The sequence below is a fragment of the Chitinophaga sp. genome, assembly GCF_036569185.1.
In the GTDB taxonomy this organism is placed as follows: Bacteria; Bacteroidota; Bacteroidia; order Chitinophagales; family Chitinophagaceae; genus Chitinophaga.
This window is the reverse complement of the sequence record NZ_DATCRD010000240.1, coordinates 1-8,233: the sequence shown is the minus strand read 5'-3', so window position 1 is coordinate 8,233 and position 8,233 is coordinate 1. Positions and strand designations below refer to the sequence as shown.

The window sequence follows — 8,233 nt, the reverse complement described above, 5'->3', positions numbered from 1 at the left end:
TTGTTGATTTGTGCGAGGTACTGGAACTCGGTAACATTCTGGTTACCCAGTTGGCCCCAGCCTCCTGTGATTTTCAGGTTGCTGATTGCTTTGATATTGTCTTTAAAGAAGCTTTCATCAGAGATGCGCCAGCCAGCAGAGAAAGCGGGGAAGTAGCCCCAACGTTGATCCGGCGCAAACCTGGAGGATCCGTCGGCGCGGAAGGTAACCGTGAGCAGGTATTTATCTTTAAAGCCATAGAAGCCCCTGATAAACCCGGAGGCGATGGCATTGGCATTAAAGTAATTACCTTTTGCATCGTGGATGTCGTTCCCATTGCTCAGTACCAGCTGGTCTTTCGATTCATCATTATATCCCCATCTTTCCGCCTGGTTCCAGGAGCCGTTGTAGGTTTGCTGGGAGTAACCGCCTGTAACGGTGATGTGATGTGTATTCGACAATACTTTGTTATAGGTGAGGAATACTTCGCTCAGCTGGCTGTTGTAGCTTTCATTGCGGGTGAAAAGTTCCGCATGGTCGCGGGCCCTGGTCTGGTCCAGTACTTTCGGGGCGAAACTGAACTGGTTGACCAGGCTGCCATCGAAGCCGTAGTTGCCGCGGAGGGTAAGTCCATCCATGATTTCCACTTCGGCGTATACGCTGGCCAGCATGCGGTAGTTTTTGATCCAGGTATCGGTGGTTTCAGCGGTATAAACGGGGTTATTGATGTCGCCCAGTTCATTGCTGGCTTTGGAGCTGCCCCAGCTGCCATCCGGGTTGTGAACGGGGATAGCGGGGTTAAAGCGCAGCGCGCTGAAAATAAGACCGGTTTGGGAAGAATAGGTATCCGGGCCGCTGTTTTGTTTATAGGTAAGCTGCAGGTTTTCGCCCACTTTCACCCGTTTGCCCAGTTTATGTTCTGAGTTAATGCGTACAGAGTATCTTTTGAAGTAAGAGTTGGTGATGATGCCATCTTCATTATAATAGCCCGCGCTGAACATGTAATTGGAAGTATTGTTGCCGCCCCGCAGGCTCACGTCTGCGTTGGTGATATGCCCGGTGCCAAACAGTGCGCGTTGCCAGTCGGTGCGCTGGGTGGCATAGTAAGGATCCTGCCAGATAGGTTCTACAGGCACTCCATCGTTGGTATAGCGTTCCTGTTTCAGTTTCGCGAGATCGGGGGCGGTGAGCAGCGATACATAATGTGATACATTGGAGATGCCACGGTACACATTCACGGATGCTTTCAGTTTTTCCCCGTAGTTACCTTTTTTGGTGGTAATGATCACCACGCCGTTGGCGGCGCGGGTACCATAAATAGCAGACGACGATGCGTCTTTGAGTATTTCCATAGAGGCGATGTCGTTAGGGCTTACATCAGACAGCCCGCCTGCGGGTACGCCATCGATTATGACCAGGGGGTCGGCATTATTGATGGTACCGGTACCACGTATGCGGATAGAGGGCGTGCTGCCGGGGGAGGCATCCGACCGCACTATATCCACGCCTGTAACGCGGCCCTGGATAGCCTGCGCAGCGTCTGATACGGGGAGGTTCTTAATATCTGATCCTTTTACAGAGGCGATGGTACCGGTTACATCGCGGCGGCTCTGTACACCGTAACCCACTACCACTACTTCGCCCAATCCTTTGGTAGTGGCGGCCAGGGAAACATTAATAACGGTTTTATCACCGATGGTAATGGTTTGTGGCTCGTACCCTATAAATGAGAACAAAACCGATTTAGCACCCGGTGGTAAAGAAAGGGTATAGTTCCCTTTTGCATCCGTACTGGCGCCGGCGGAGGTGCCGGTTACGATAACATTTACACCAGGAAGACCGGCACCGTCTGCCGCTCCGGTTACTTTCCCGGTAAGGGTCTTTTGCGCAAAAGCCACGCTGGTGGCTGCGCATAGAAAGATCATCAGAAAGCATAATTTTCCAATTAATGAGTACCTCATAACAAATGAATAAGACGTGAATTTGAATAAACGTGAATGGAACAGATATACGGCCTGTCTTTATTGTAGCTTAAAATTTTTGGTTGTGATTAAATAAGTTTGCTAAATCGTTATTGCACATCTGCCTGCTGCAGGGATTTTTACATCATCCACCGGGTCCCCCAAAAAGAGATGAAACAAAGTTGGTTTTTCACATGATCAATATGGCACGTCGTAATGCTTAGTCAGAAAAGGAATTACATATCTACACACATCGCATCGGATCATTTTCTGGTAGTAAGGTAACGAATTTTGTAAATGTACGTGTATAGTTTTTTGGCAGGGTATGATGCTGGATTAATTATGTATTAACACTTGGCTGGTGCAGGAGCGGGGTTAGCAAAAAGGGGGACTTTTTATTAGTCCCCCAGGTTGACATATCATTTAATAAGAAGGATCGCTGGTTGTTATATTTTCCCTCCGGGAGATAGCAGCGCGGTTGTCACGTTTGTTCCTGTTGGCCAGGTAGTACACAGGTATACCCGACAGGGTAATGAATAATCCGGGCCATGTGAATCTCGGTTTATATACGAACAAAAGTCCGCAGAAAGCAATGCCCATCAATATGTATAATACAGGCAGTACAGGGTATCCGAATGCTTTGTAGGGCCTGTCGGCATCCGGGCGTTTTTTCCGGAGTATGAAGATGCCTGCAATAGTGAGCATATAAAACGCCACCACTACAAAAGAGATCATATCCAGCAGATCGCCGTAACGGCCGCTTAAGCACCATAAGCAGGCCACTACGCATTGGATCCACAATGCAAAGGAAGGCACGGAAGCCCGGTTTAAACTGCCGGCCTTTTTAAAGAACAGGCCATCCTTTGCCATGGTGTGGTATACACGCGCCCCGGCCAGTATCAGCCCGTTGTTGCAACCAAATGTGGAGATCATGATCATAACGGCAATAATGATAGTACCGGTATTCCCCAATACGGCCTGTGATACGGAAACGGCTACACGATCTTTTGGCGCATGTGCAATTTCCGGCAAAGGCAGCACTGCCAGGTAGGTGATATTGGTGAGCAGGTAGATAACAGTTACAATAGCTGTTCCCAGGAAAAGACTCAGCCCGATATTTCTTTTAGGGTTCTTTATTTCTCCGCCTACAAAGGCCACATTGTGCCAGGAGTCGCTGCTGAAAACCGATCCCACCATGGCGGCGGCAATAGCGCCAAAGGCAGCGATGGTAGTGTAAGAGGAAATACTGCCATCGGTGGTGAGCGGATGCAGCAGCCATGCCTGCTGCCAATTGGCCTGCCATACTTCCGGCTTCACGGCCAGCAGCCCGCAAATGATCAGGGCGGCCAGGCTCACCAGCTTGGTGAGCGTAAACGTGGTTTGAATGGTTTTACCTCCTTCAATTCCACGTGTATTCATATAGGTTAGTAAAACGATCACTCCTATGGAGAGCAGTTGCGCTGAAGTGATATGTAATGTGCCAACAGCCAACAGCACGTTTTCCTCGCTGAACACCGGCAGGAGATAGGCGGTGAATTTGGCGAAGGCAACACCTACGGCGGCAATGGTGGCCGTTTGTATAACAGTAAAGAAACTCCAGCCATACAGGAAGGCCGTCATAGGATTGTACGCCTCCTTCAGGTATACGTATTGTCCTCCTGCCCGCGGAAACATCCCGCTCAGCTCTCCGTAACTCAATGCGGCAGTAAGCGTCATAAAGCCGGTGATCAGCCATACCAGTAACAACCAGCCGGCGCTTCCGGTATGACGGGTAATATCTGCACTGACAATAAAGATCCCGGAACCGATCATACTGCCGGCCACGATCATGGTAGCATCCAGCAGTTTAATGGATGGCTTAAAGGTAGGAGCGTCTGACATAGTAACTATCGTAGTTTGGTTGATTACAGGTTTATCTCCCCTAAAACTACAGTTACTTTGCTGGCAATTCTATTCGCTTTTTGATCAATACTATGCAGATTTTGTTGTAGTCCCGTTTTCGAGCTGCTCGTACTCGCGCAGGTAGCTGCGGGGCGATTTGCGGGTGATGCTTTTAAATACCCGGTTAAAATTTGCAATACTGTTAAAGCCACAGTTATAGGCCACAGTAGCGATGCTATCGTAGGAGCCTCCCGCCAGTTTCTTACAGGCTTCATTGATCCGCACCTCGTTCAGGAACGAAACAAACGTAAGCCGCGTATGCTTTTTGAAATACCGGCAAAACGCCTGCGGCGTCATATGCGCTTCCCGGGCAATATCTTCCAGCTTTATTTCCGCATCATAATGCTGCATGATATAATTGTAGATATACCCGATACGGATACCTTCCTGCTCATTTACTGCAGATAACCTGGATCCTGTGATCAGTGGTTCCAGGTTTTTTAAAGTGAGAAAGAAATTGATCAGCTCCACGAATGCCAGGAACTGCGCAATGCCCTGCGACTGGTGTATCTTCAACAACCGGCTGGATATATCCACCACATGCGCCTCGGGGATCTTGAACCCGTTTTGCGACTGGTCAATAAAAGATTTTATCTTTTTAAATTCCGGTAAGCCAAACAGGGGAGCCAGCTTACCCTCAGGGTTGAAAAACAGCGTGAGGGCCTGCACATTTTTCTTGTTCTTGCTTCCGAATGGCGATTCTTCACTCTTTAACACATGCGGCTGGTTACTCCCGATCCAGTATATTTCGTTGGACCAGAACGTATGCATATTATTTTCTACTATCAATGTGCCATGACCATGCTGGATCCAGGTAAGCTGGATTTCTTCATGGCGGTGAAGATGCGGATAGAACGCCGGTAAGCGGTCTTGTTGTGTGATAATGGTTTTATCGTGCGCTACAGGTATTGTAAACTGCAATACTTTCATGTAATTACATTATTCTTTTTTTAACACCTTTGAAGAGATTGTAACCAAATTTAGGTGAAGATATGAGAACAAGTTATTAAAAAACGTTTAAAAACTAAGAAATGCCTGCTGTACTTTTAAAAAATATCCGGACAGCCGGATTATATTAATTGTCCAAATTACATTTAACCACAGGGGATTAACATAACTTATGAAATATCAACGATTTCTTTACCTGCTGATTTTATGGAGCCTGCCAACGGGGCTGCTGCTCGCACAGCAAAACAAGCCAACGCCTTACCTGCCTTCACATGAAGAGATATTGCAGCGGTACAGGAAAGTACAACTGCTGGACAGCATTACCCGGAAAACCATTTCGCGGCATAATGTGGACGCCAACTGGCTACCGGATGGGAAGTCGTTCTGGTACACGGTTACAGGAAAAGACAGTGTTAAAACAGCGTATCTTGTCACCGCTGCTACCGGTAGAAAAGAGGTGATCACCGATACCGCAAAAATTGCGCAACTGGCAAAGAATGAGCGCAGGCTCCTCCCGGTAAGGCAGCATGAGCCCAGTCGCTGGGAAGGATTTGCTACCGACAGCGTTTCACCGGATAAACAATGGGTAGCCACTACCATAGGCGGTAATGTATATGTACGCTCGGTAGCCACGGGCGCACTTACCCCATTCACTACAGACGGGCAAGCCAATGGCGATTTCTATGGAGCCTTTGCCTGGTCGCCCGACAGCAAATACCTGGTGGGTTACCGCATTCATCCCGTAGAAGATTCCGCGGTGTATTACGTGCTCACCGATGTGCCTGGCACCACCCGCGGGCAGCTGCGCTCCCATCCCTACAAACAGCCCGGGGACCCTTTTACCACCTTTGATATGTACCTGTTCACCATGGAAGGAAAAACCACTACAAAGGTGAAAACAGACAGGATAGATTTCTTTGATGCACCGGCGCTGCACTGGCGTGATAAAGACCCGCGCTATTTCCTCTATGAAAAAGTGGACCGTGGCCATCAGCGCTTCCGCGTGATAGAAGTGGATGCCGCCAATGGCAACACCCGCACCATACTGGATGAGCAAACGCCTACTTTCATCTATGAATCCCGCCTCTATACCCATTACCTGCCGGAAACCAACGAATTGCTGTGGACTTCTGAAAAGGATGGATGGAGGCACATCTACCTGGTAAATACTCTCACCGGTGAAGTGAAGAACCAGGTAACAAAAGGCAACTGGGTAGTCAGGGAAATAGACAGCATAGACGCAAAGAAAAGAGAGATATGGTTCAGGGCAGGCGGCAGGAACGCCGGGGAAGATCCTTACTTTGTTCACTACTACCGTACAGACTTTGCGGGGAAGCACCTGCTTGACCTGACACCGGCTGCCGGAAACCACCAGGTATTCTTTTCTCCCGACAGGAAATATTTTATTGACAAATACTCGCAGGTAAATGTACCACCGGTGAATGAACTGCGCCGCACGGCCGACGGCAAACTGATCACCGTGCTCGAGAAGGCGGACGTAAGCGGCTGGAAAGCTACCGGCGTGCCTTTCCCCATTCCCTTCACCGCGAAAGGCCGGGATGGTAAAACAGATATCTGGGGCGTCATGTGCAGGCCAACGGATTATGATTCCACCAAAATGTATCCCGTAGTGGAAAACATTTATGCTGGCCCGCAGGATGCTTTTGTACCAAAAAGCTTCATGAGTTATTATAACGATATGCAAAGCCTGGCCGATCTTGGATTTATTGTGGTACAGATAGATGGCATGGGCACCGCCAACCGCTCAAAGGCATTTCATGATGTATGCTGGAAAAATCTTGCTGATGCAGGATTCCCCGACCGCATTCTCTGGATAAAGGCGCTGGGGGAAAGGTATCCTTTTGTGGATACCTCACGGGTAGGGCTATACGGAACTTCTGCCGGTGGACAAAACGCGTTGGGTGGCCTGCTTTTCCATCCCGAATTTTATAAAGCAGCAGTGGCTTCCTGTGGTTGCCATGATAACCGGGTGGATAAACAATGGTGGAACGAACAATGGATGGGCTACCCGGTGGGAAAGGAATATGAAGAGCAATCCAATGTAACGAACGCCGGTAAATTACAGGGCCGCCTGCTCCTGATAGTAGGCGAGGCGGATACCAATGTGCCGCCCGAATCTACCTATCGCGTGATCAACGCGCTGATCAAAAAGGGAAAGTCTTTCGAATTCCTGCCGGTGCCTGGCATGGGGCACAGCGACGGTGGCCCATACGGACGCATTAAACGCCGCGATTTCTTTGTAAAAAATCTCCTGAATACCAATCCGCCAGACAGAAATATAAACGAGTAAATTATGCCTCTTTTGAAGAAACTATACCCGCTGCTTACCTGTCTGCTGTTACAGCAGGTAACCGCTGCCGCCCAGTCGGCCGACAATGACCTGTATCTCCAGTCCAGTGAAGTGAATAATATCATGGTGCAGTATGATGCGGATGCCGGTAACCTGCACCGTTTTTATTTTGCAGATAATTCACCGGAGCGGCTTTCCCGCATGACCGTCCTGGTGAAGAGCTACCAGCAACGGCTGGAGCAGCTGAACTATGCATCGCTGAATGTAGGCGCGCAGGTAGACTATACCCTGTTTAAACGCCGGTTATTACAGGCACAGGAGGAGCTTACGCTGGCGCTGCAGGAAAGCGCGCAGATAAAAAAATGGTTTCCCTTTGCAGAGAAGATCTCCCAGGTGGAGCAGCACCGGCGCCGCGGGGAAAAACCGGATGCCCCGGCATTGGCGGCACAGCTGAGCGATATGGCAAAGGAAATCACTAGGAGCAGGCAGCAACTGGAAACCGACAGCTCGCTCACCCTGCAGCAGCTTCGCAGGGGAGTTGCCACCATCAAAGGTTTGCGGGAAGCATTAGGCAGCGTGTTCACTTTTTATAATGGTTATGACCCGCTTTTCTCCTGGTGGGTGCCGGCGCCGTACAAACAGGTAGACAGCCTGCTGAAAACCTACAGCGCTGCTTTTTATAATAAAGAAAAAAGTACTGCCCGTATGCCGGACGACGGAAGCGGCATTGCCGGCCATCCTATCGGAAGAACGGCGCTGATCAAAGGGTTGCAGGAGGAAATGATCCCTTACACCCCGGAAGAGTTACTGGCTATTGCCAACAAGGAATTTGCCTGGTGCGATGCGGAAATGGAAAAGGCCACCCGTGAAATGGGATTGGGGACCGACTGGAAAGCCGCTATGGAAAAGGTGAAGAACAGTTATGTGCCCCCGGCAGATCAACCGGCGGCTATGATGAAGCTTTATAACGAATCCGTGGATTTTATAAAGCAGCATAACCTGATCACCCTGCCGCCACTGGCAGAAGAAACCTGGCGTATGATCATGATGACGCCGGAACGGCAGCTGGTAAACCCCTTCTTCACCGGCGGGG

General features: G+C 49.5%; 5 protein-coding genes. 2 read left to right on the top strand and 3 right to left on the bottom strand.

Translation table 11 applies throughout. The features are described 5' to 3' along the window. The 3 genes from VIM72_RS18375 to VIM72_RS18365 form a co-directional block, all read right to left on the bottom strand. A partial coding sequence (locus VIM72_RS18375; RefSeq protein WP_332004288.1) for a SusC/RagA family TonB-linked outer membrane protein occupies positions 1 to 1,904 on the bottom strand: 1,904 nt, incomplete at its 3' end. A 459-nt stretch (positions 1,905 to 2,363) separates the two neighbouring features. Next, the gene (locus tag VIM72_RS18370) at positions 2,364 to 3,821 is read right to left on the bottom strand and encodes an APC family permease (RefSeq protein WP_332004287.1); all 1,458 of its coding nucleotides are present in this window, start codon (positions 3,819 to 3,821) and stop codon (positions 2,364 to 2,366) included. Positions 3,822 to 3,911: 90 nt separating this feature from the next. Continuing rightward, positions 3,912 to 4,811 carry an AraC family transcriptional regulator gene (locus VIM72_RS18365; protein ID WP_332004286.1) on the bottom strand — a complete coding sequence of 300 codons (900 nt, stop codon included), beginning with the start codon at positions 4,809 to 4,811 and terminating at the stop codon, positions 3,912 to 3,914. Positions 4,812 to 5,001: 190 nt separating this feature from the next. Between VIM72_RS18365 and VIM72_RS18360 the strand changes: the two genes are divergently transcribed. Together VIM72_RS18360 and VIM72_RS18355 are read left to right on the top strand one after the other, a co-directional pair. Next, positions 5,002 to 7,140 carry a S9 family peptidase gene (locus VIM72_RS18360; protein ID WP_332004285.1) on the top strand — a complete coding sequence of 713 codons (2,139 nt, stop codon included), beginning with the start codon at positions 5,002 to 5,004 and terminating at the stop codon, positions 7,138 to 7,140. 12 nt (positions 7,141 to 7,152) lie between these two features. Beyond that, positions 7,153 to 8,233 (top strand): DUF885 family protein (locus VIM72_RS18355; protein WP_332004284.1); only part of this gene is annotated, 1,081 nt, incomplete at its 3' end.